Here is a 21,434-nt window from a genome sequence, read left to right as displayed (position 1 = left end):
GGTCGACGAGCCGCCGAAGCTGGCTCGCGAACTCCCGGATCTGTGGATCCAGTTCCTCCGGTAGCGCCCTCCAACGAGGCATTGCCTCCCCCTTGTCCCCCCGACAGTGCTGACTTCCCCCGTACTGCGCCGCGGCCCCCCGGGCTGCGTACTGGCTACCCAGGGGGATGCAGACAGCCAGGATGTCAGTTCCGGGATCGGGGGCGCACGGGAGCATTACGGGCCAATACCCACACCCGCGCACACCCCGTCGGTCACGCGTACCCCTAGTCTGCCAGCACCTTCGGACGCCAGTTCAGACCCCGAAAGCCAATAAGTCCTAAAAAACCCCGAATACACCCCGGACATACCGCTCATGTATGTGCTGCGAAGCACTCCCTGGTACCTCGCCGTGACACAAGACAGGCTCGTACGTCCCCGATGTCGTCCCCGGCGACGGCCACCATCGGGGTCGAGCGCCGCTGCCCCGTCTCGTACTCGTCATCGATGACCTCACTCTGCGGCTCGGCACCCGGAGCCCTCACCTCGACCCGGTCGCCAACCCGCTGGCCCCACATCCGCACCCAGGCCGCGCCGCATTCCGGCTGGAAACGGACGTCGAGAGTGCGCCCCCCTACGCGCAACGTGCGCAGAGTACGTGGTGGCTCGCCGGCGCCGCAGCGCATCTGCACCGGATCCTTGCCCGTACAGCGCGCATCACGGCAGCCGACGACGACATCACGGACGTCACGCGCCGCTTCGGCCCCCTCCGCTCGATCGGCCCCGCCGTCCCCGCCGTCCCCGTCCCGCTGGCCCCCGCCCTCATCACGGGCGGACGAGGCCGGAGCTGAAGACCCGGGTGCCGCCGGCTCCGAGGAGGGCGGGGACGAGTGCGAGGGCGAGGGCCACAGGAGAAGCGTCAGCGCGAACGCGCCCGCGCACACGGCCGCGCCGAGCACGGCCGGCGCCACAAGCCGGACGGCGCCCCACCGTCCGCCGCGCCACCTTTCACCGCCCCACCGTCCGCCGCCTCGGGCCCCCGCGCCCGCGGCCTCTCCGGTACCCACAGCCCCTCCCCCACCCGGGGCCTCTCCGGCGCCGGCGGCCTCTCCGCCGTCCCCCGCATCCGCTGTCGCCGCCGCGCCTGCGGGCCCCGGGACGAGGGCCGTTCCCTCTCGCTCCGCACCGGCCGCCCCGCGCCCGCTCCACACCGCCTCGGCCAGCTCCCACAGCGCGAGGGGGCGCCCGGCGGGTGCGCGCGCTACCTGGCACAGTGCGACGACGGCATGCCGGGGCGGCAGTGTCTTGCCGTTCAGATACCGCTCCCAGGACGACTTGCTGTACGCGGTCCTGGAGCTGAGCGCCGCCAGGCTGAGCCCGCTGCGGGCCCTCAGCTCCCGCAGGGCCTCAGCGAGCCGGACGCACTCGGGCGGGAGCGCCTGCCCGGAATCCGCCCATGGGGTACTCACTTGCGCAACGCCTTCCAGGTCTCGGGCCCGACGGCGCCGTCATCGGCGAGGCCCTGCCCCTTCTGGAACCGTTTGACCGCGTTGACGGTGTTGTCGCCGTAGATCCCGTCGGTGCCCTGCGGCGAGAAGCCCGCCTCGCGCAACAGGCACTGCGCCTCGACGACCTCCCAGCCGACGGAGTTGATCTCGATCACCTTCTGACGGGTGGCGCTGTGGCCCGCGTAGGTACGGCCGTCGTGCCGCTGAACGTCGCAGCGGTACGTCTTCCCCTTCGGATGCTTCGGGAACGCGCCCTCGTGCGCACCGACCAGTTCGCTCCGACCACCCGTACGTTCGACGGCGCGGTCCTCGTCCCAGGGCGCCATCGCGAACAGTGCGGTCAGTCCCACCACGAACCCGGCGACAGCGCCGACGAGCAGTCCCCCGACAGCCCTGTGCCGGGGCGGTGGAGGCGGCGGCGCCCCTCCGACCCGTACGACGGTGAGCGGCAGGCGCTCGACCGGCTCCGGGCGCGGCACGTCCGGCCCGTCGGCCGCGGCGGACGGGCCGGACCCGACGGGTCCCACACGCCCAGTCGCCCCCTCGACTCCCTCAACCCCCTCATGCGCGTCGGACGCGTCCCGCACCCCGGCGGTGGCGAGCGCCGCCTCACGCGCCCCGCGGCCACCCGCAGCTTCGGCCTCCCATGCCACCTCGTACAGCACCGACAGCCGCGTGGGATCGGTGTCCGTCACGCGTGCCAGCTCCTCGACGGCGGCGCGTGGCGGGAGCTTCTTGCCGTTCAGATAGCGCTCCCAGGACGACTTGCTGTACGCGGTCCTGGAGCTGAGCGCCGCCAGCGTGAGTCCGCTGTGGTCCTTCAACCTGCGCATCTGTACAACGAGTTGACGTGCTCGTGGATCCAGCGAATCAGGCAGTGCCTGCCAACGCACCATGTTCCACCCCGCGTTCGTCCGTCCCCCGAGGCGTCGCACCCTCCAGCGTGCGGCGGGTGAGCCGGCCGGACAGACCGGCACGCCTTCTTGTCATGGACGATGCGCGCAGCGCGCACGAGGTTCCCGCACACCACCATCCCGGCACGGGTTCGTGACGCGCCCGTAGCACGCGCCGGGGGGAGCACACGGAGGAGACGGCGGCGGACAGGACCGACCAGCCAACGGTCAGGCCCGGTCAGCGAACCGGCTCGGTCAGCGGACCGAGAAGTGCACCACGTCCTCAAGGAACGGGAGCCTGAGCCAGGGGCTCGGCTGGGCCATCATCGACAGCAGCGTGATCGCCAGCCCCAGCAGGCCGTAGGTCAGCAGGTCGGTGAAGCGCGAGCGCACCGCGAGCATCCCGACCGACGGCAGCCACCAGCGCAGTGCGGCGCCGCCGAGCATCGAGGCACCGATGACGAGAGTGCCCGCGCGGAAGTGCAGCACCGTCACCAGCAGGCCGAGCGCGACACCGGCGCACACGGCGAGCAGCGGCCACTGCCGGTACGGCGCCGCGTGCTCGCCGCCCATCGCCCTGCCGCCGCCCTCCGGGCGCGCGGTGTCCCGTGTGAGCGCGGGAAACCTCCGCGACTTCTTCCGCGGCTCCGCCGCCCTGTCCCCACTCATCGGGGCTCCTTCCATTAGTGCGACTTGCCCCCGGTAGTGCGACCTGCCCCCGGTGATGCGCCCCCGCGTCCCGCCTGGACCAGTCCGCTCAGTACCGGTCGGCTTCGGTCCGGCGCGGGCCGATCCGGGCCGGTCCGGACCGGCCGACGCGGTCGACCGGGTGCGCCCCGCGAGGAAAACGCTCAGCCCAGGGAGCGTTCGGCCGCCTCGACCACGTTCACCAGCAGTTGAGCGCGGGTCATGGGGCCGACACCGCCCGGGTTGGGGGAGATCCATCCGGCGACGTCCCGTACACCGGGGTGCACATCGCCGACGATCTTGCCGTTCTCGTCCCGGCTGACCCCCACATCGAGGACAGCGGCACCGGGCCGCACGTCCTCCGGCTTCACGAGGTGCGGCACACCGGCAGCGGCCACGACGATGTCCGCCTGGCGCAGCAGCGCGGGCAGGTCGCGGGTGCCCGTGTGGCACTGCGTCACGGTCGCGTTCTCGGACTTACGGGTGAGCAGGAGCGGCAGCGGGCGCCCCGCTGTGACGCCGCGTCCGACGACGACGACATGGGCGCCGTTCACCTCGACGCCGTAGCGGCGCAGCAGGACGAGGATGCCCTCGGGGGTGCAGGGCAGCGGCCCCGGCTGGTTGAGGACGAGGCGGCCGAGGTTCGTGGGGTGGAGCCCGTCCGCATCCTTGTCCGGGTCCATGAGTTCGAGCACGCGGTTGGTGTCGATACCGCGAGGGAGCGGGAGCTGCACGATGTAACCGGTGCAGGAGGGGTCCTCGTTCAGCTCGCGGACGACCGCCTCGATCTCCTCCTGGGTTGCCGTGGCGGGGAGTTCACGCTGCAGGGAGTTGACGCCGATCTGCTGGCTGTCGCGGTGCTTGCCCGCGACATACTTCTGACTGCCGACGTCCTCGCCGACGAGCAGCGTGCCCAGACCGGGTGTGAGCCCCCGGGCCTTGAGCGCCTCGACGCGCGTGGTGAGGTCGGACTTGATCGCGGCTGCGGTGGCCTTGCCATCGAGAATCTGGGCGGTCATGGGCCCATCCTCCCGGATACGCGCGCGTGGTCTCCAATCAGGTGGCCCGCCGGGCCCCGCCTCGGTCCACCTCGGTCCGCCTCGGCCCAACTCGTCCTGCCCCGGCCCCGCCCGGCCCGCCAGCGCCTGACGCCGCCATTCTCACTCTCCGTTGTGATGGGCGACCGAGAGTCAGTATCCTGCGGATGTGTTCAGCGTGATCATCATCCCGGACGGGTGCCGGAAGCCCGAGGGACAGCACCGGCTGGAGCCGGGCCAGACACTGCGCTTCGGCCGTACGGCGCCTCCGGACACCGCACTGACCGTCGCGCACCCCGGAGTCGCGCCCGCCGCCGGGGAGATCACGGCGACCCGCGCCTTCTGGATACTCACCAACTTCAGCCGCGACCAGACCTATGTCGTACGGAACCCCGAGGGCGCCGGGGAGCGCATCAGGGTCGCGCCGGGGCGGGCGGACGCGCCGGTGCCCTTCGAGTTCGCGCGGGTGACGCTGCGCGCCGACGGCAGAAGCGCGGGATTCGACGTACTGGCGCCCCGGCACGACTACCTCGCCTACCCCGAGTCCCCGGGAGGGCTCGGCCACCCGGAGGGGCCGGGGACGCCGGGCGGAGCGGAGGACTGCGTTCGGGGAGGCCGGAGCGGTGCGCGTGGTCGGGGAGGCCGGGGAGGAAGCTCCGGGGACCGGGGCCCCTGGGAGTGGCGCGAGGAGGCGGACGTCGGGCCCGACGACCCGTCCCCGCTGGCCTTTCCGCTGGACCGCACCCGCCGGTACTTCCTCGTACTGGCGGCGCTGTGCGAGCCGAGGCTGCGCGGTGGCTCCTGTGCGACGTCTCCCACCGTGGAGCAGTTGGTCGGCCGGCTGCGGCCCGTCTGGCCAGGGGTGAAGCCCGCAGCCGTCGCATGGAACATCGACTACCTGGGCCTGAAGCTGCGGCTGCCCCCGCCGGGCAACCCACCGGGCGCACGGCCGGACGGGAGGTTCGCGGACGATGCCTTACGCGAATCCCTCGTAGCGCACGCGCTCCGCTTCGATCTGGTGCGCGAGGACCATCTCCGCGTGCTGGACGGGCAGTTGGTCTGACGGACGGTCACCGGAGTCCCTCACGGTGCGTTGCGGATTCGCCACGGTCGAGAAACCCGGCTGGACAGCGCGACACGCCGACACCAACATTGGGCAAAGGCGCCGTCAGGTCACGGAGGGCGGGCGGTACGGCGCCGAACCGGGGGAGTCGGTGTCCATGCAGGACCGGACGTGTGTTTCTCCGGAGCTCCCATGTCCGACCGTCCCCCTCGACACCGCTCGGAGGAACAGCGTGAGTTACCCACCGCCCCCAGGCCAGGACCCCAACAACCCGTACGCGGCGCCCCCACAGGGCCAGCCGGGATACGGCTATCCCCAGCAGGCTCCCCCGCAACCGATGTACGGCTACCCCCAGCAGGGCGGCATACCCGGGTACCCCGGCGGCCCGATGCCGCCGAACGTGGCGCGGATGCCGGGGGCCGTGATCACGGCCCGGGTACTGCTGTTCGTCGCCGGCTCGCTGTGGGCACTGGCCGGCGTGATCGGCCTCATCGGGTTCCTCGCAGCCGCCGACGGGCTGAACGAGGTGCCCGGCCTCGACGGGGCCAGCGGCGGCGCCGCCGGTGTCGGAGTGATCTTCTTCCTGATCCTCGGCGGGCTCGCAGCGCTGCACATCGTGCCCGCCTCCATGTTCGGCAAGGGCGCCGCCGGAACCCGGATCACCGCCATCATCGCCGCGTCCCTCAACAGCCTGGTGCCGCTGCTCGGCTTCCTCGGTGTCGCCAGCAGCAGCAACGACGTATACGGCCCCGGCGCCATGCTGCTGTACGTGCTGTGGCTGGCCACGGCCATCCTGACGATCATCTTCTGCTCGCTGAGCGCGGCGGGCCAGTGGTTCAACCGCCCGCGCTTCTGAGGCGGTTCGGAAGGCAGCGCAGCCCCCGCCACGGCGTCCGGCGACCCGCTGCCCACCGTTCACCGTTCGCGGTTCACCGCTCGACGCTCGTCGCTTCCGCCTGTGCCCCGGCCTCATTCGCCGGGGCACAGGCGTGCGCCGTGCGGCCCTCCCCGTGGGCGGCGGCTCCCGTAACAGCAGCCCCGTAACAGCGGGTCCCGCGGCAGCAGCGCTCCCAGCCTCTAGTGGAAGAAGTGCCGTGTCCCCGTGAGGTACATCGTCACTCCGGCCGCCGCCGCTGCCTCGATCACCTGGTCGTCGCGGACCGAACCGCCGGGCTGCACCACGGCCTTGACCCCGGCCTCGGTCAGTACCTCAAGGCCGTCGGGGAAGGGGAAGAACGCGTCGGAGGCGGCGTACGACCCCCGTGCGCGCTCCTCTCCCGCACGCTGCACCGCCAGGCGCGCGGAGTCGACGCGGTTGACCTGGCCCATGCCGACGCCGACGGTCGCGCGGTCCTTGGCCAGCAGGATGGCGTTGGACTTCACCGCGCGGCACGCGCGCCAGGCGAACACCAGCTCGGCCAGCTCGTCGTCCGGCAGCGCGGTGCCCGCGGCGAGCCGCCAGTTGGCCGGATCGTCGCCCTCCGCCTGGAAGGCGTCCTTGACCTGCGCGAGGCCGCCACCGTCGATCGGCCTGAACTCGGTGTGCGCCCGCGGTGCTTCGGGGCAGCGCAGCACCCGGATGTTCTTCTTACGGGAGAGGACCTCCACGGCGCCTTCCTCGTACGAGGGCGCGACGACGACCTCCGTGAAGATGCCGGCGACCTGCTCGGCCATCGCCACCGACACCTGCTGGTTGACGGCGATGACGCCGCCATAGGCGGACAGCGGGTCGCTCGCGTGCGCCTTGCGGTGCGCCTCGGCGACATCCGAACCGACCGCGATACCACAGGGGTTGGTGTGCTTGATGATGGCGACGCACGGCCCGTCGTGATCGTAGGCCGCGCGCCGCGCTGCCTCGGTGTCGACGTAGTTGTTGTACGACATCTCCTTGCCGTGCAACTGCTCGGCGCCGGCGAGGCCACCGCTGCCGGACGCGTAGAGCGCGGCGGGCTGGTGCGGGTTCTCGCCGTAGCGCAGCACGTTCTTACGGGTGAAGGTCACGCCGAGAAACCCGGGGAACTCAGCGCCCCCCGTGCCTTCCGCGGGCTCTTCGGTGTACTCACCCGCGAACCATCCGGCGACCGCCACGTCGTAGGCGGCGGTGTGCTGGAACGCCTCTGCCGCGAGCTTCTTGCGCGCCATCAGGTCGAAGCCGCCGTCCTCGGCGGCCTGGAGCACGTCTCCGTAGCGGTCGGGGTTGACCACGACCGCTACCGAGGGGTGGTTCTTGGCCGCCGCGCGGACCATCGAGGGGCCGCCGATGTCGATCTGCTCGACGCACTCGTCGGACGAGGCTCCCGAGGCGACCGTCGCCTCGAACGGGTAGAGGTTGACGACGACCAGCTCGAACGCCTCCACGCCCAGCTCGGCGAGCTGTTCGCGGTGCGCCTCCAGCCGCTGGTCGGCGAGGATCCCCGCGTGCACACGCGGATGGAGGGTCTTGACCCGTCCGTCCAGGCACTCAGGGAAGCCCGTCAGCTCCTCGACGGCGGTGACCGGGATTCCGGCAGCCGCGATCTTCTTCGCGGTCGAACCGGTCGAGACGAGCTGAACGCCCGCCGCGTGCAGCCCCTGTGCCAGCCCTTCCAGGCCGGTCTTGTCGTACACGCTGATCAGCGCGCGGCGGATCGGCCGCTTGGCGCCGGTACCGGCAGTCTCACTCATGACCCAGTCGTACCCTTCTCCTGTTCGGCCCCTCGATGCGGTAGCCGTCGCGGGCGAGACGGCCCACGACCTCCACGAGCAGCCGTCGTTCGACTTCCTTGATCCGCTCGTGCAGAGCGGCACCCTCGTCGGTGTGGTCCTCCTCCAGGACCTCGACGGCGCGCTGCGCGATCACGGGCCCTGTGTCGACGCCGTCGTCGACGAAGTGGACGGTGCACCCGGTCACCTTGGCGCCGTACGCGAGCGCGTCACGTACGCCGTGGGCACCGGGAAAGCTGGGAAGCAGCGCGGGGTGCGTATTGATGAACCGCCCGCCGAAGCGGGTCAGGAACTCCTTGCCGACGACCTTCATGAAGCCCGCCGAGACCACCAGGTCAGGCGCGTGTGCCGCCGTGGCCGCCGTCAGCGCCGCATCCCACTCCTCGCGCGTGGCGAAGTCCTTGACACGGCATACGAACGTGGGGATCCCGGCCCGTTCGGCACGCTCCAGGCCCTCGATGCCGTTCCTGTCCGCGCCGACGGCGACGATTTCGTACGGGGCCTCCCCCGGCGAAGCGGCCACGGCGTCGAGCAGCGCCTGGAGGTTCGTGCCCGAGCCGGACACCAGGACCACGAGACGCGCCTGCTGGACGGGACGGAAGGACTGCGCGGCCACGACGGGGCTCTCTCTCGCGGGGGAGACGGGATTGTGCGGTCGCACAAGCCGTGGACCGGAAGATTCCGGGGAACTCTACGAAGCGTCCGACCGTCGACAACGATACCGGCACTCCAGACAGCCCCCACGGGACGGGGGCGCATGCGGAAGGTAGCGTCAGGGACACGGCTCTGTACGGGCCGAAGTGCCGTGGAAGCGACGCGGAAGCGACAAGGAAGACACACACCTGATGACCGACCGACGCCGCCGTGCGGCTTCCTCCGACAGCCCCTCTCGCGAGGACAATCCCTTCGCGCCACCGCCGGAGGGGCAGCCGGACCAGCCGTGGGAGCCGCGCCGGACCTCGGGCAACGGGGATGCGGGCTCTGAGTCGGGTTCGGGCTTCGACGGCGGCCAGGGACCGGGTTCCGGTTCGCATTCCGGTTCTGACGCGGGTTCGGATTCGGGTTCCGGTTCTGACTCGGGGTCGGGTTCTGACTCCGGGAGCGAGGGCAAGCCGTCGCGGTGGGGCAGCCAGTGGAGCAGCCGCCAGCCCGGCAGGCAGAGCGGTGGCTTCGGCGGCCGGCCAGGAAACGGCGGCAACGGGAACAACGGCGGCCCCGGAGGCCACGGAGGGGGAGGTCAGGGCGGCCCCGGTGGTCAGCGCGGCATGCGCTGGGACCCCACCGACCCGCTCCAGCGCCACGCGCGCTACGCGCTACACGCCGGTATCTGGGGCCTCTTCTTCGCGCTCCTCAGCCTGCCGCAGGTCGCCCTGCTGCTCGGGGCACTGTCCTTGTACTGGGGCATCAGCGCGCTGCGCGGCAAACCGCCGAAGTCCGCTTCCTCCTCCGGTTCCCGCCCGGGTGGCCGCCGCTCCAAGAGCCGCGGCACGCGCGCGACGGCCGAGGACGTCGCGGGCACGGACCGTACGCGCGAGGGGGTGGCCGAGACACCCTCGCCCGAGAACAAGCCGCAGATCCCGCTGACGGTGACTCCGGAGCAGGCGGCGAAGGCGAAGAAGACGGCGGCCATCGGCGGCATCGTCACGGCAGGTCTGACCCTGGCGCTCGTGGCGGCGACGTTCACGTTCCAGTCCGTCTACAAGGACTACTACACGTGTCAGGAAGACGCGCTCACCCAGTCCAGCCGTGAGGACTGCAAGAACCACCTTCCGGAAGAGCTGCGTCCATTCCTGGAGAGCCGCACCTGACCCTCTCCTGAAGAGCCGCACCTGACCCTCCGTCTCTGGGGGCAGGGGGCGGTGGACGGTGGACGCCGATGACGGTGGACGCCGATGGGTGCGCGGCCGTTCGTTACGGGACCCGTGCGCGAGCGTGCGCACGTCCGCTACGAGCCGCGGGTGCGGGGCCGCCCTGCTACGAGGTGCGTGCGCGAGCGCTACGAGGTGCGGGGGGTTCCCGCGTCCCCGTTGCCCTCGCGCCCGTCGTCCTCTGACCCACCGCCCCCGGACTCGGGGGCTGTTCCGCTCCCGCTGGTTCCGCCGGTGGCCCCGGCAGGGTCGGCAGGGTCCGCGTGCTCCGTAGCAGCGCGGTTCGCGCTTCCCGTACCCCCTGTGTGCCCTGCGCCGCCGCCTTCTTCCTCCGTACTCCGTTCCGCACCGTCGGGCTCGGGCTCAGGGCTGTCGGGGCCTGCCTCTGCGTCCTCCGGCACCTGTTCCGGTGTGCGCGCCGGCGCCGCCCGCTCGGGCGATCGCCCGGATGTCCGCTCGGGGGTCTGCTCTCGCACGGGTGCGGGCAGCGGTTCGTCCGGGTCGAACGGCGGCATGAGGCCGCCCGAGGCGGCCTTCATCGCGGACCAGCGCACACGCCGCGACTCGTCGCTGTGCCACTCCTCGCCGAGTCCGTGCTCTTCCACCGAGGCCGCCTCCCGCGCTGCGGCGATCGCCATGCGGTCGGTGTGCAGCCTCCACCACCGCACCCAGAACGCCATGGGTGTGCCCACCACGAAAGCCCAGGCGAAGGCAGCGCCGCCCGTCTCCCACCAGTACGGGCCCAGGTGCCCGAGCGCCTGCGCCCCGAGCCCGCCGCCCGCGCACGCCGCGAACAGCGCCAGGACGGCACCGCACAACAGGGCGGCGAGCAGCACCGTGTTGAGGATGCGGCGCCAGCCGTAACCCGTACCGTTCGGGCCTCCGAGCGCGACCTCGGAACGCCCCACCCACCAGCCGCACACCGCGCCCCCCGCCAGCGGCGCCATACCTGCCAGGCACCACACCACCACCCCGCCCGGCCCCTCGTCGGGCACGGCTGCCAGCAGCGGGAAGGGCGGCAGCGGCGGGTAGCCGTCCGCGACGACGGGGCCGACGACGCTGCCGCCTCCGAGCGTGAAGCCGGTGCCCAGCCCGTAGGACGTCGCCCATACGACGGCGTTGGGCAACAGCGCGATGGCGAGCAGCAGCATCGCGAACTGGCCCGAGGCGCTGCCCGTGAGCTGCGGGAACGCTTCCCGTACGGCGTTCGCATGCCATACGACGGCGCCCGTGAGCAGGAGCGCGCCCCCGCCGCACAGCACGACGACGGCCGCGCTCGCCGCACGGACGGCGACGGCGATGCGTTCGCGCGCGAGCGCCCGCAGGAGGCGGCGGGCCTTCGGCTCGGCGAGCAGCGAGGAGGGCAGCGACGCGAACGCGGACAGCGGGGACCGGCCGTATACGAGTCCCGCGCACCCTCCCGTCACACACAGCACGGCGAGCGGCAGATGCCAGGCGGCGTTCAGCCCGTCGACCTGGATCGGGCCGCTCCGCGCGTAGGCGATGGCCGCGGCACCGACCAGCAGATAGCCGCCCGCCACCCATCCGGCAACGGTGAAGGCACTCTGGTCGCCGCCCGCCTCCACGCGCGCGTCCAGCCCCTCCCGTACGGCACGGCACAGCAACCACACGGGCACCACGGTCAGCATCATCGGGGTGATCCCGAGAGGCGCGGGCACACCCGACAGGGTCTCCGTCCGCACGAGCTGGGTCCCGTGCGCGAGCAGCCACAGGTCGGCGGCGAAGTGGAGCGCCCCGTCGGCCCCACTGTCGGGGTACGGAGAGACGGTCCACAGCAGCAGGACGACGACGGCGAACGCGCCGAGCCCCAGCCCGGCGGCGAGGGCACCACCCAGCAACCAGCCGGTGGTGAGGGGCAGGGGACGGTGGTCGCTGCGCCCTGGGGACAACGACGGGCCACGGTGCGTCAATTGGCTCACGCCGTCATGCTGCCAAGAACACCCGTTTCGCCCTGGTAGCAGGCAATTCATCGCTGTGTCGCCCAAGCTAAGCGTTATGCACCTTTTCTCCACACTTGCCGCCGCATGACAGCCCCCGGCCCCCGCTCCGACAAGCGCACACCCCGTAAGAAGACCGCGAAGCGCGGCGCACACGGCCGCGCGAAGTCGCCCACGAAGGCGCCCACGAAAGGCACCGCGAAGAACACCGCGAAGAACACCGCACCCAAGGGAGCGGAGGCGGGCACACCCGACGCCCCGTCAGGTCGTAAGCACAGCAACAGGTCAGACGCCGCGTCAGGAATGTCCACGGCGGCCAAGAGGCCCGCAGCGGAGAAGCCGCCCCCGGGAGAGTTCGCGCCCAAGGACCCCGTCTGGAAGGAGGCTGAGGCGACCCCCAAGAAGGCGGAGTCGACCCCGAAGGAAGCGGAGGCGACCCCGAAGAAGGCGGAGGCGACTCCGAAGAAGGCGGAGGCGACTCCGAAGAAGGCGGAGGCGGCTGCGAAGGAAGCGGAGGTATCGGCTCCCGTCGCTCGTTTCATCGTGAAGACGCAGCTGCCGAAGGTCCCGGCACCGCCCGCGGCGCGCGCGTCCAGGGAATACGCCGAGCACGCCGAGTCCTCAGTGCACGAGGCCCACGCGCGGGTGGCACCCGCGCCCGTGCCGGACGCGCCGGAGAGCCCGACCGAGGCGTTCGACCAGCTGTACGAGCTGCACGCACGGCCGCTGATGCGGCAGACCTTCCTGCTGTGCGGGCACCGGCGGGTGGCGGAACGCGCGGTGGAGTGGGCGTTCCACCAGGCATGGGAGCGGTGGCCCGAGGTGGCCGCCGACCGCGACCCAGGGGGATGGGTACGCGCGACGGCGTACGGGTACGCACTGTCGCCCTGGCACCAGCTGCTCCCCGGACGGCGCCGGGCGGAGGCGTACGCGGGGCCGCCCGCGGACAGGACGCTGCTGGACGCGCTGTTGAAGCTGCCGCGTTCCTACCGCGCCGCTCTCGTCCTCTTCGACTGCATCGGACTGAGCCTGCCCGACACCGCGGCGGAGACCGAGGCCAGCACCCGCGCGACGGCCGGCCGGATCACGCATGCGCGCGCCGCGCTCGCCCAGGACTGGCCGGAGCTGCGGGATACGGCAGAGGACGAACGGGGTGCCCTCCTCGCCCGCAGGCTGCGCGAACTCGCGGCGGCGCAGCCCGTACGGACCTCGCCGCCCCCACTCGTACGGCGGGGCAGCGAACACACCACACGGCGCTGGACCCGCGCCTCGGTGGGGCTGACGGCGACCGTGACGGCGGCGACGGTGTTCACGCTGGTGACGGCCGATGACCCGGCCGCTCCCCGGCGCGAGCAGCCGAGGCCGGGGCCCGGGCCGAGTGCCCCGGCCGCCGTGCCGCCCGCAGTCCCGTCGGCCGTCAGTCCGGGCGGCATCCTCCCCGAGAAGGCCGGCCTCCCGCCCGTCGGCCGGGCCGGCCTGGCGCTGCCAGGTCCCGGAGACCCGGCAGCGGCCACCCGCCGCGCGTACCTCCCCCAGCTCCGCTCCACCAACGCCCGCATGCACCTCAAGGACTTCAAGAAGTCCGGCGAGACGCACCGCGGGCGCGGTGCCGAGCAGTCCGGGGGGTCTTCTGACGCTCAGCGGTCACAGGAGGAACAGGGGCCGCATAGAGGCCAGGGATCGCACAGTGGCCAGAGATCGCACAGGGCCCAGGGGCCGCGTGAAGTCCCCGCATACGAACGTTGACGGGCCCGCACCCTTCCGCGGGTGCGGGCCCGTCAACTCGCTCGGCGCTCGAACAGAGCGTCAGCGGTCAGCCGTTGAGGCTGTTGTTCAGCCGTTGAGGCGCTCGCGCGCGAGGCGTGCGGTCTCGGACGGGGTCTTGCCGACCTTCACGCCCGCGGCCTCCAGGGCCTCCTTCTTCGCCTCCGCGGTGCCGGAGGAGCCGGAGACGATGGCGCCTGCGTGGCCCATCGTCTTGCCCTCGGGCGCCGTGAAGCCCGCGACGTAGCCGACGACCGGCTTCGTGACGTTCTCCTTGATGAAGTCGGCCGCACGCTCCTCGGCGTCGCCGCCGATCTCGCCGATCATCACGATCAGGTCGGTCTCCGGGTCGGCCTCGAACGCCTTGAGCGCGTCGATGTGCGTGGTGCCGATGACCGGGTCACCGCCGATGCCGACGCAGGTCGAGAAGCCGATGTCACGCAGCTCGTACATCATCTGGTACGTCAACGTGCCCGACTTCGAGACCAGGCCGATACGGCCCGGCTTGGTGATGTCGGCCGGGATGATGCCGGCGTTCGACTGGCCGGGGGTGATCAGACCCGGGCAGTTCGGGCCGACGATCCGCGTCTTGTTGCCCTTCTGGGAGGCGTAGTCCCAGAAGTACGCGGTGTCGTGGACGGCGATGCCCTCGGTGATCACGACAGCCAGGCCGATGCCCGCGTCGATCGCCTCGACGACGGCGTCCTTGCTGAACTTCGGGGGTACGAAGATCACCGTGACGTCGGCGCCGGTGGCCTCCATGGCCTCCTTGACGCCGCCGAAGACCGGGACCTCGGTCCCGTCGAAGTCCACGGTCGTGCCCGCCTTACGGGGGTTCACGCCGCCGACGATGTTGGTGCCGGAGGCCAGCATGCGCTTGGTGTGCTTCTGGCCCTCCGAGCCGGTCATCCCCTGGACGATGACCTTGCTCTCCTTGTTGAGGAAGATAGCCATGGTGTGTCGATGTCCTCGTTCGGTCTCGTCCGGGCTTACTTGGCGGCCAGCTCGGCGGCCTTGTCGGCCGCGCCGTCCATGGTGTCCACCTGCTGCACGAGCGGGTGGGCTGCATCCGTGAGGATCTTGCGGCCCAGCTCGGCGTTGTTGCCGTCGAGACGCACGACCAGGGGCTTGTTGACGTCCTCGCCCTTGGACTTGAGCAGCTCCATCGCCTGCACGATGCCGTTGGCGACCGCGTCACAGGCGGTGATGCCGCCGAAGACGTTCACGAAGACGGACTTGACGTCCGGGTCGCCGAGGATGATCTCCAGGCCGTTGGCCATCACCTCGGCGGAGGCGCCGCCACCGATGTCGAGGAAGTTGGCCGGCTTGACGTTGCTGTGCTTCTCGCCCGCGTAGGCCACCACGTCGAGGGTGGACATGACCAGGCCCGCGCCGTTGCCGATGATGCCGACCTGGCCGTCGAGCTTCACGTAGTTGAGGCCCTTGGCCTTGGCCGCCGCCTCCAGCTCCGCCGCGGCCCCGGACTGGTTGTCAGCAGCCTCAAGCGCCTCGTGGTCGGGCTGGCGGAAGTCGGCGTTCTCGTCCAGCGAGACCTTGCCGTCCAGCGCGATGACCTTGCCCTCGCCGGTCTTGACCAGCGGGTTCACCTCGACCAGCAGCGCGTCTTCCTTGATGAAGACGTCCCACAGCTTGATGAGGACATTGGCGATCTGGTCGATCAGCTCGGCGGGGAACTTCGCCGCCTCCGCGATCTCACGGGCCTTCGCCTCGGTCACACCCTCGATGGCGTCGACCGGGATCTTGGCCAGCGCCTCGGGCTTGGTGGCCGCGACCTCCTCGATCTCGACACCGCCCTCGACGGAGGCCATCGCCAGGAAGGTGCGGTTGGTGCGGTCGAGGAGGAAGGAGACGTAGTACTCCTCCGCGATGTCGGCGGTCTGGGCGAGCATCACCCTCTGGACCGTGTGGCCCTTGATGTCCATGCCCAGAATCTGGCCGGCCTTCTCGACCGCGTCCGCCGGGTCGGAGGCCAGCTTCACGCCACCGGCCTTGCCACGGCCGCCGGTCTTGACCTGCGCCTTGACGACCGCACGGCCGCCGAGTCGCTCGGTCACCTCGCGCGCCGCCTCGGGCGTCTCGATGACCTCACCGGCCAGCACCGGTACGTCATGCTTGGCGAAGATGTCCCTCGCCTGGTACTCGAACAGGTCCACGCGCGTCCGTCCCCTTAATCAGTGGTATCGCGGTCGATGTCAGCGTGGGCGTGCCGCAGGGCCGCGGCGTCCACCGTGCACGCGGCATGTCCGCCTTGCAGGTTAGCTCTGCGTACGTGCGCTGCCTAAATTGCAGCTCACACGAACGCGGTGAGACCGGTCACAGCACGCCCCGGGCCCCGCCCTGCCCCCACCTCGCGCGGGGGCCGACCGCCCCCGCTCCGCCGGGGCGGCCAACGCTCACACCCTTCCCTCAGCCGCTTCCCTCAGCAACGGTGCTCACCCGGGACGGCGGGAGTCCGGCGGCACCCATCCGCACGGAAAACGCACACGGCACCGCCGGACCAGCGGCGCGGGTACGTCACCGACGCGGTGGGAAGGGAGCGGGCCCTTCCCACCGGTACGGCGGACCAGTACGGCGGACCAGTACGGCGGAAGGGGCGGGGCCGTCCACCGGCTCGGGGTCTCGATGCGGCCACGCACCTCGCGGGTGGGAGTTACTCGGGTGGTGGCGGGAGGGGGCGTTTTTCTATCGCGGCTGCCATGACCTCGGGGAAGTGGTCGGGGGTGCAGGCGAACGCGGGGGCGCCCAGCGCGGCGAGCGCGCTGGCGTGGTCCCGGTCGTAGGAGGGTGCACCCTCGTCGGAGAGGGCGAGGAGGGTGACGAACTGCACGCCGGCACCCTTCATGGCGGCGACCCGCTTCAGCATCTCGTCGCGTATCCCGCCTTCGTAGAGGTCGCTGATGAGGACGACGATCGTCTCGGCGGGCCGGCTGATGCGCGACTGGCAGTAGGCGAGGGCGCGGTTGATGTCCGTACCGCCGCCGAGCTGGGTACCGAAGAGCACGTCGACGGGGTCGTCGAGGTCGTCGGTCAGGTCGACGACGCTGGTGTCGAAGACGACGAGCCGGGTGTCGAGGGTCCGCATGGAGGCGAGGACGGCGCCGAAGACCGAGGCGTAGACGACGGAGGACGCCATGGATCCCGACTGGTCGATGCAGAGGATGACGTCCTTCTTCACGGACTGGGCCGCACGCCCGTACCCGATCAGCCGTTCGGGCACGACGGTGCCGTACTCGGGCAGGTAGTTCTTGAGGTTGGCCCGGATCGTGCGGTTCCAGTCGATGTCGCGGTGCCGGGGACGGCTGACCTTCGCCGAGCGGTCGAGCGCCCCCGTGAGCGCCGAACGCGTGCGGCTGGTCAGCCGCTTCTCCAACTGGTCGACCACCTTGCGCACCACCGCGCGGGCGGTCTCCCTGCTGGTCTCCGGCATCGCCTTGTTGAGCGACAGCAGCGTGCCGACGAGGTGGACGTCCGGTTCGACGGCCTCCAGCATCTCCGGTTCCAGTAGCAGCGAGGCCAGGCCGAGGCGGTCGATGGCGTCGCGCTGCATCACCTGTACGACCGAGCTGGGGAAGTACGTACGGATGTCGCCGAGCCAGCGGGAGACATGGGGCGCGGAGGCGCCCAGTCCGCCGCCGTATACGGCGTCGAGCGTGCGGTCCATGCCGCCGTCCGACGCGCCCAGTTCGCAGCCCGTACCGTCCGCTTCCCCGCCGCCGAGCACCAACCGCCAGCGCCGTAGCCGCTCGTCGGCGGCGTCCTGGGTCCCGCCCGCCACAGGTGTCCCGCTCATACGCCCGCTCCCTCCCGCTCGCTCACCGCACCGCCGTTTCCGCCGCCGCCTTCGCCTTCCCCCTCGCCTTCCCCTTCGGTCCCGGCCCCGGCTCTGCTCCTGGCACCGCCCTCACCGGCGCCCTGGCCAGCCCCGGCGCCGCCCTCGCGGTGCCCCAACAGCAGCCGTACCGTCGCCAGCACCGCGTCGGCGCGTGCCGTATCGAGGCCGGGGCCGAATCCGGGCAGGCTCTCCCCGGCGGCGGGGGCCGAGCCGGCTCTGCCGCCGGTACCGCCGCTCGGTCCGGGCCCCGGCCCGCGCCGCACCAACTCCCCCAGGGTGCGCCGCACTCCGGCCTCGTACTCCGCGAACGTCCGCCGCAGCAGCGGCAGTACGTCCGTGAACGCGTTCCCCGAGACACCCGCGAGCCAGCGGTCGACCAGCGCGAGGAGCCGTTCGTCGTGCACGAGCAGCATGCCGCCGCCCGAGAGGAACCCCTCGACCCACGCCGCCGCCTCGGTGGGCAGGGTGCCGGGGGACAGCGCCAGGCTCATCAACCGTGCGGCCTCCGCATCGTCCAGCCGCCCGTCGTCCAGCAGCAGCCGGGCGCAGCGGCCCCGTATCAGTCCTGGCACCCGGTCCCGCCCCGCGAGGGTGCGGAGCACCGCACGCCAACGGTCCAGGAGACCCGCGCCGTCCACCGGTATCGGGGTGCCGTGGCTCAGCGTCGTGCGGGCGAGCAGGCTCACCGCGTGGTGCGCGGCGTCGAGATGGCCCCGCATGTCCCGGGCGCCGTCCGCGTCGAGGCCGGCGCACGCGGGCGGCAGGCCCACGCACACCCGTTCGGCCAGCCCCGCGGCGACCTCAGCGACCGACCCCGCGTCGGTGCCGCGTACATCGCCGTAACGCACCGTGCGCACAAGCGCGGGCAGCGCCTCGGCGAGATGGCCGACGTCGGACTCCAGCGCCGCCCTGTCGGCGAGCACACGCATGACGACCGGGAGCGCGTCGGGCAGTTCGGCGAGCAGGCAGCGTTCGGCGAGGGAGGTGACATCGGCCAGCGCGCCGCCCGCCTCGGCGGCTTCGGCACTGGCCTTCGCCGTCGCCGCCCCCCTTACGGTCGTGCCCCAGATCCCGGCCTCGGCGACCCGTACGGACAGTTCGGGCTCCCAGCGCAGCCGCCAGCTCTCGCGGAAGGTGCCGGTACTGCCGGTACGGGCCATGGCCGGCTCGCCCCAGGCGACGCCGAGGAGCCGCAGCCTGTGGAGCAGTCTGCTGCGCGCCGCGTCCGTCTCCTTGCGCAGGTCAAGCTCCAACTCCCGTTCGGCGGCTGCCGGTTTGAGCCGTACGGCGCGCTGCTCGCGCACGAGGTCACGTTGCAGGGGCACGGCGGGGACACTCTCCGGAACCTCGCCCAGCACATCGCCGACGACGAGCTGGTCACGCACCAGCTCCATGGGGATGTCGGAGCCCTCGCACAGCACGGCCCGTATCGCGTCGGTCGTCTCGGTGAGCCCGGCAAGTGGCCTTCCGCGCATGGCGGCGAGGGTCTCGGCCAGGCGCACGGCCTCGATGACATGGGCCGAGGACACCGGGTGATCCTGCTCCCGCAGCAGGCCCGCGACCTTGGTCATCCAGCGCTCGATCGGCCTGTCGGGTACGGAGAAGAGATGGCCGTACCAGCCCGGCGAGGCGATGCCCGCTCCGTATCCGGACTGGCGTGCCAGCCGCCTGTGGGTCCACGGAACCCACGTGACCTCGGCCTTCACCTTGGGCAGGCCCTTGAGCATGGCGCGGTCGGCCGTCGCCGTCGTGCGGGCTGTGAGCGCGGGCACGTGCCAGGCGCCGCAGACGACGGCTGTGGCCGCGTCCCCGAACTCCTTGCGGGCCTCCCGCAGTCGCAGCCTCATGTGCGCCTCACGGACGAGGTCACGCCGGTGGCCGCCGTCCCCGTGTGTGGCCCGCAGCTCGGTCATCGCCTCACCGAGCGCGGCGAACGGCTCATACGGGTCGAACTCCCGTGCCCCGCCGCCCCGTTGACGGCCCGCCCCGCCGCCCCTGTGCTCGACCGCGTCCTCCCACCACCGCTCCGGATCGTCGAACCCGGCGGCCTCTGCGAGCGCCGCAAGCGGGTCGAGCCGCAGCTCGGCGCCGACTCCGGGCCTCGGGCCTGGACCCGTACCGGGTCCGGGTCCGGGTCCGGGTCCAGCGTCGGGCCCTCGCCCGGGATCGGCTTCGGAACCGGAATCGGTACCGGATCCCGAACCCAAATCGGGATCATGATCGGAGTGCGGGTCGGGATCGGGATCAGACTCGATGGCGGGCCCCCGCTCGGAACCGTGACCGGACCCGGCTTCTCCCTCGCCCCCACCCCCGCGCTCGCTGCCCTCGCGCTCGCCCCGGTCGCCTACACCGTCACGGTGCCGGACGCCCGGCCCTTCGTCGCCATCTCCACGCTCGTCCCCGTCTGCGCGCTCGTCCCCGTCTGCGCGCTCGTCCCCGTCTCCACGGTCACCCGGGTCCTCGCGGTCACCCCGGCCCGCACAGTCGCCCCGATCCGCACGGTCGCCCCCGCCGTCACCGTCACATCCGCCGTCACCGTCACATCCGGCCTCCCCCGAGGTCTCCCCCTCCTCCGTCTCCTCCGTCTCCTCCGCCATCGCCAGCGCGTGCGCGGCCGGCAGGTCGATGAAGCGGACGGGCACGCCGCGTGCGACGGCCCACCGGATCGCGACCCACTCCGGGGAGAACTCCGCGAGGGGCCAGAAGGCCGCCTTTCCCGGTTCGTTCACGGCGTGCGCGAGCAGGGCGACGGGCGGCACCATGCCGATGTCGCCCGCGAGCCCGACGACGGCGTCGCCCTCGGGCGGGCCCTCGATGAGCACGACGCGCGGCGCGTACTCCTCCAGCACGGCGCGTACCGCCCGCGCCGATCCGGGCCCGTGGTGCCGCACCCCCAGCAGCAACGGGCCACCTCCCTCCGCCCCCGTCACGCGGACTCCCCCGGCATCCGTCACACCGGCTCCCCCGGCATCCGTCATACCGACACCTCTCGGCAGGCGCGGTAGAAGTCCTTCCAGCCCTCGCGCTCGCGCACCACGGCCTCCAGATACTCCTGCCACACCACGCGGTCGGAGGACGGGTCGCGTACGACGGCTCCGAGGATTCCGGCGGCGACGTCGCCGGCCCGCAGGACGCCGTCCCCGAAGTGCGCGGCCAGTGCGAGGCCGCCCGTGACGACGGAGATGGCCTCGGCCGTGGAGAGCGTCCCCGAGGGGGACTTGACCTTCGTACGTCCGTCGTCGGTGACGCCGTCCCGCAGCTCGCGGAAGACCGTGACGACGCGCCGGATCTCGTCGAAGCCCTCCGGAGCGGGCGGCAGGTCGAGCGAGCGGCCGAGCTGGTCCACGCGGCGCGCGACAATCTCCACCTCCGCCTCCGCCGTCTCGGGCAGCGGCAGCACAACGGTGTTGAACCGGCGGCGCAGCGCGCTGGACAGTTCGTTGACGCCCCTGTCGCGATTGTTGGCCGTCGCGATGAGGTTGAAGCCGCCGACGGCCTGCACCTCCTGGCCCAACTCCGGTATCGGCAGCGTCTTTTCGGACAGCACGGTGATCAACGTGTCCTGTACGTCGGCCGGGATACGGGTCAGCTCCTCGACCCGCGCCGTCATGCCCTCCGCCATCGCGCGCATCACCGGGCTGGGCACCAGCGCCTCGCGACTGGGGCCCTGGGCGAGCAACTGTGCGTAGTTCCATCCGTAGCGGATCGACTCCTCGGCCGTACCCGCCGTGCCCTGGACGAGCAGCGTCGAGTCGCCGCTGACGGCCGCAGCCAGGTGCTCGGACACCCATGTCTTGGCCGTGCCAGGCACCCCGAGCAGCAGCAGCGCACGGTCCGTCGCGAGGGTGCTGATGGCCACCTCGACGATGCGGCGCGGCCCGATGTACTTGGGCGTGATGACCTGCCCCCCGGGCAGCTCGCCGCCGAGGAGATACGTGGCGACGGCCCACGGTGACAGGCGCCAGCGCTCGGGGCGCGGCCTGTCGTCGACGGCGGCGAGCACCTTCAGCTCGTCGGCGAAGGCGTCCTCGGCATGCGGACGCAGTACGGCCGCCGGTTCCGCGGCAAGGCTATCGGTCACAACTCCCCCTTTGCGCAGGACTGATGAGGGCGAACCGGCC

Annotated in this window: 16 protein-coding genes; 4 read left to right on the top strand and 12 right to left on the bottom strand. The window is 71.9% G+C overall.

The features are described 5' to 3' along the window. Positions 1 to 353: 353 nt before the first annotated feature. The 4 genes from NMN56_RS29385 to NMN56_RS29370 form a co-directional block, all read right to left on the bottom strand. Positions 354 to 1,448: a helix-turn-helix domain-containing protein gene (locus NMN56_RS29385; protein WP_274040227.1), complete on the bottom strand. Its 1,095-nt coding sequence runs from the start codon at positions 1,446 to 1,448 to the stop codon at positions 354 to 356. Continuing rightward, on the bottom strand, positions 1,445 to 2,383 hold the full coding sequence (locus NMN56_RS29380; RefSeq protein WP_347178680.1) for a peptidoglycan-binding protein: 939 nt from the start codon (positions 2,381 to 2,383) through the stop codon (positions 1,445 to 1,447). Before NMN56_RS29380 ends, NMN56_RS29385 begins: the two co-directional genes overlap by 4 nt. Positions 2,384 to 2,635: 252 nt before the next feature. Further along, a complete protein-coding gene (locus NMN56_RS29375; RefSeq protein ID WP_430542736.1) occupies positions 2,636 to 3,049 on the bottom strand; it encodes a DUF3017 domain-containing protein in 414 nt (137 codons plus the stop codon). 182 nt (positions 3,050 to 3,231) lie between these two features. Further along, positions 3,232 to 4,086 (bottom strand): bifunctional methylenetetrahydrofolate dehydrogenase/methenyltetrahydrofolate cyclohydrolase, encoded by an 855-nt coding sequence (locus NMN56_RS29370; protein ID WP_274040229.1) that lies wholly within the window; start codon positions 4,084 to 4,086, stop codon positions 3,232 to 3,234. Between the two features lie 187 nt (positions 4,087 to 4,273). Between NMN56_RS29370 and NMN56_RS29365 the strand changes: the two genes are divergently transcribed. Further along, positions 4,274 to 5,167 (top strand): hypothetical protein, encoded by an 894-nt coding sequence (locus NMN56_RS29365; RefSeq protein WP_274040230.1) that lies wholly within the window; start codon positions 4,274 to 4,276, stop codon positions 5,165 to 5,167. 232 nt (positions 5,168 to 5,399) lie between these two features. Beyond that, the gene (locus NMN56_RS29360; RefSeq protein WP_274040231.1) at positions 5,400 to 6,023 is read left to right on the top strand and encodes a DUF3824 domain-containing protein; all 624 of its coding nucleotides are present in this window, start codon (positions 5,400 to 5,402) and stop codon (positions 6,021 to 6,023) included. Between the two features lie 221 nt (positions 6,024 to 6,244). On the opposite strand, the gene purH is transcribed toward NMN56_RS29360, so the two are convergent. Beyond that, positions 6,245 to 7,831 carry a bifunctional phosphoribosylaminoimidazolecarboxamide formyltransferase/IMP cyclohydrolase gene (gene purH, locus NMN56_RS29355; protein WP_274040232.1) on the bottom strand — a complete coding sequence of 529 codons (1,587 nt, stop codon included), beginning with the start codon at positions 7,829 to 7,831 and terminating at the stop codon, positions 6,245 to 6,247. Further along, positions 7,824 to 8,486, bottom strand: a complete 663-nt coding sequence (gene purN / locus NMN56_RS29350) for a phosphoribosylglycinamide formyltransferase (protein WP_274040233.1) — start codon at positions 8,484 to 8,486, stop codon at positions 7,824 to 7,826. The genes purH and purN overlap by 8 nt, the downstream gene beginning before the upstream one ends. A 229-nt stretch (positions 8,487 to 8,715) precedes the next feature. On the opposite strand from purN, the gene NMN56_RS29345 reads away from it, so the two are divergent. Next, positions 8,716 to 9,678 (top strand): hypothetical protein, encoded by a 963-nt coding sequence (locus NMN56_RS29345; RefSeq protein ID WP_274040234.1) that lies wholly within the window; start codon positions 8,716 to 8,718, stop codon positions 9,676 to 9,678. A 188-nt stretch (positions 9,679 to 9,866) separates the two neighbouring features. Here the strand turns inward: NMN56_RS29345 and NMN56_RS29340 are convergent, their stop codons facing one another. Beyond that, positions 9,867 to 11,678: a cell division protein PerM gene (locus NMN56_RS29340; RefSeq protein ID WP_274040235.1), complete on the bottom strand. Its 1,812-nt coding sequence runs from the start codon at positions 11,676 to 11,678 to the stop codon at positions 9,867 to 9,869. Positions 11,679 to 11,783: 105 nt separating this feature from the next. On the opposite strand from NMN56_RS29340, the gene NMN56_RS29335 reads away from it, so the two are divergent. Continuing rightward, complete coding sequence (locus NMN56_RS29335; RefSeq protein ID WP_274040236.1) at positions 11,784 to 13,442, top strand: RNA polymerase sigma factor; 1,659 nt, start codon at positions 11,784 to 11,786, stop codon at positions 13,440 to 13,442. An 87-nt stretch (positions 13,443 to 13,529) separates the two neighbouring features. Here the strand turns inward: NMN56_RS29335 and sucD are convergent, their stop codons facing one another. The 5 genes from sucD to NMN56_RS29310 all read right to left on the bottom strand — a co-directional run bounded on the left by sucD (position 13,530) and on the right by NMN56_RS29310 (position 21,394). Next, positions 13,530 to 14,414, bottom strand: coding sequence for a succinate--CoA ligase subunit alpha (gene sucD / locus NMN56_RS29330; protein WP_274040237.1), 885 nt, complete (start codon positions 14,412 to 14,414; stop codon positions 13,530 to 13,532). Between the two features lie 35 nt (positions 14,415 to 14,449). After that, a complete protein-coding gene (sucC, locus tag NMN56_RS29325; protein WP_274040238.1) occupies positions 14,450 to 15,634 on the bottom strand; it encodes an ADP-forming succinate--CoA ligase subunit beta in 1,185 nt (394 codons plus the stop codon). Positions 15,635 to 16,131: 497 nt separating this feature from the next. Next, positions 16,132 to 17,271 (bottom strand): VWA domain-containing protein, encoded by a 1,140-nt coding sequence (locus tag NMN56_RS29320; protein ID WP_274040239.1) that lies wholly within the window; start codon positions 17,269 to 17,271, stop codon positions 16,132 to 16,134. Then, positions 17,268 to 20,291: a DUF5682 family protein gene (locus NMN56_RS29315; protein WP_274040240.1), complete on the bottom strand. Its 3,024-nt coding sequence runs from the start codon at positions 20,289 to 20,291 to the stop codon at positions 17,268 to 17,270. The genes NMN56_RS29320 and NMN56_RS29315 overlap by 4 nt, the downstream gene beginning before the upstream one ends. Continuing rightward, positions 20,288 to 21,394, bottom strand: coding sequence for an ATP-binding protein (locus NMN56_RS29310; protein ID WP_274040241.1), 1,107 nt, complete (start codon positions 21,392 to 21,394; stop codon positions 20,288 to 20,290). The genes NMN56_RS29315 and NMN56_RS29310 overlap by 4 nt, the downstream gene beginning before the upstream one ends. Positions 21,395 to 21,434 lie beyond the last annotated feature (40 nt).

The sequence above is a fragment of the Streptomyces iconiensis genome, assembly GCF_028657195.3.
Taxonomy (GTDB): Bacteria; Actinomycetota; Actinomycetes; order Streptomycetales; family Streptomycetaceae; genus Streptomyces; species Streptomyces iconiensis.
The sequence above is the reverse complement of the archived record's forward strand: the minus strand, read 5'-3'. Positions and strand labels throughout refer to the sequence as shown.

Excerpts from the sequence above, each read along its gene's own strand:
- NMN56_RS29315 (WP_274040240.1), bottom strand. The coding sequence starts at position 20,291 with ATGACGGATGCCGGGGGAGCCGGTGTGACGGATGCCGGGGGAGTCCGC.
- NMN56_RS29345 (WP_274040234.1), top strand. The coding sequence starts at position 8,716 with ATGACCGACCGACGCCGCCGTGCGGCTTCCTCCGACAGCCCCTCTCGC.
- NMN56_RS29320 (WP_274040239.1), bottom strand. The coding sequence starts at position 17,271 with ATGAGCGGGACACCTGTGGCGGGCGGGACCCAGGACGCCGCCGACGAG.
- NMN56_RS29375 (WP_430542736.1), bottom strand. The coding sequence starts at position 3,049 with ATGAGTGGGGACAGGGCGGCGGAGCCGCGGAAGAAGTCGCGGAGGTTT.
- NMN56_RS29380 (WP_347178680.1), bottom strand. The coding sequence starts at position 2,383 with ATGGTGCGTTGGCAGGCACTGCCTGATTCGCTGGATCCACGAGCACGT.
- purH (WP_274040232.1), bottom strand. The coding sequence starts at position 7,831 with ATGAGTGAGACTGCCGGTACCGGCGCCAAGCGGCCGATCCGCCGCGCG.
- NMN56_RS29370 (WP_274040229.1), bottom strand. The coding sequence starts at position 4,086 with ATGACCGCCCAGATTCTCGATGGCAAGGCCACCGCAGCCGCGATCAAG.
- sucD (WP_274040237.1), bottom strand. The coding sequence starts at position 14,414 with ATGGCTATCTTCCTCAACAAGGAGAGCAAGGTCATCGTCCAGGGGATG.
- NMN56_RS29335 (WP_274040236.1), top strand. The coding sequence starts at position 11,784 with ATGACAGCCCCCGGCCCCCGCTCCGACAAGCGCACACCCCGTAAGAAG.